General features: G+C 49.9%; 1 pseudogene. It reads left to right on the top strand.

From position 1 onward, the window contains the following. A pseudogene (locus PR699_RS19395) lies at positions 1-984 on the top strand (IS3 family transposase); the annotation flags it as partial. Between the last annotated feature and the right edge of the window lie 48 nt (positions 985-1032).

Here is a 1032-nt window from a genome sequence, read left to right as displayed (position 1 = left end):
ATATCCACGGGCACTTTCTATAACTGGCGCAGCAAGTATGCCGGGCTGGAAGTGAACGAAGCGAAGCGGCTGAGGGAGTTGGAAGCGGAGAACAACAAGCTCAAAAAGATATTGGCCGACAAGATGCTGGAAGTCGAAGCAATGAAGGATGTGCTGTCAAAAAAGTGGTAACGCCAGCGGCCAAAAAGCCTGTTGTTCAACATCTGATTGAGGGATTCAGCCTAAGTGAGCGAGTAGCCTGTAAGCTGGCAGGGCTTAGCCGGACTGCATATCGCTATCAATCTAGGACAAAGCCAGACAATCGGCTCAGACAGCGACTGAAGGCGCTGGCGACGCAATATCCTCGCTACGGGTATCTGATGCTGCATGGTTTGCTCAGGGGTGAAGGCTGGGTCAAAAACCGCAAACGAACCTATCGGCTCTACACGGAGGAAGGCTTGCAGGTCAGGACGAAGAAACGCAAGAAGCTAACCCGGCCAAGGCAGCCTATGGAGGTGCCAACAGCCCCCAATCAACGTTGGTCGATGGACTTTGTGTCAGACCAACTCAGCAATGGTCGCCGCTTTCGGGTACTGAATGTCAGTGGATGATTATTCGCGGGAAATGGTAGGTCAATTAGTCTCTGTGGCCATTAGTGGTAGGCAGGTCGCCAGATTCTTGGACCAATTGATGGAAGAGCGAGGCAAACCCAAGAAGGTTACTTGCGACAATGGGACAGAATTTACCAGCAAGGCAATGTTCTTCTGGAGTAAGGAAACGGGCGTCACACTTGGCTTTATCCAGCCAGGAAAGCCGACGCAAAATGCCTTTGTGGAAAGCCTGAATGGTAAATTTAGGAATGAATGTCTGAATCAGCATTGGTTCAGAACCTTAGACGAAGCCAGATACGAAATCGAGCTATGGCGTGAACACTACAACCATGTTCGGCCTCATAATTCTCTGAACTATATGTCGCCTGTTGCGTATGCCAAGCAAGCAGCATAAGCTGAAAAATCTCATCAAGAGATTGGTACTAATCTCGGGGAAAGGTCA

The sequence above is a fragment of the Providencia sp. PROV268 genome (genome assembly GCF_028477805.1).
Lineage (GTDB): Bacteria > Pseudomonadota > Gammaproteobacteria > Enterobacterales > Enterobacteriaceae > Providencia > Providencia stuartii.
Note: the sequence above shows the minus strand (reverse complement) of the source record. Positions and strands in the feature narration are given on the sequence as shown.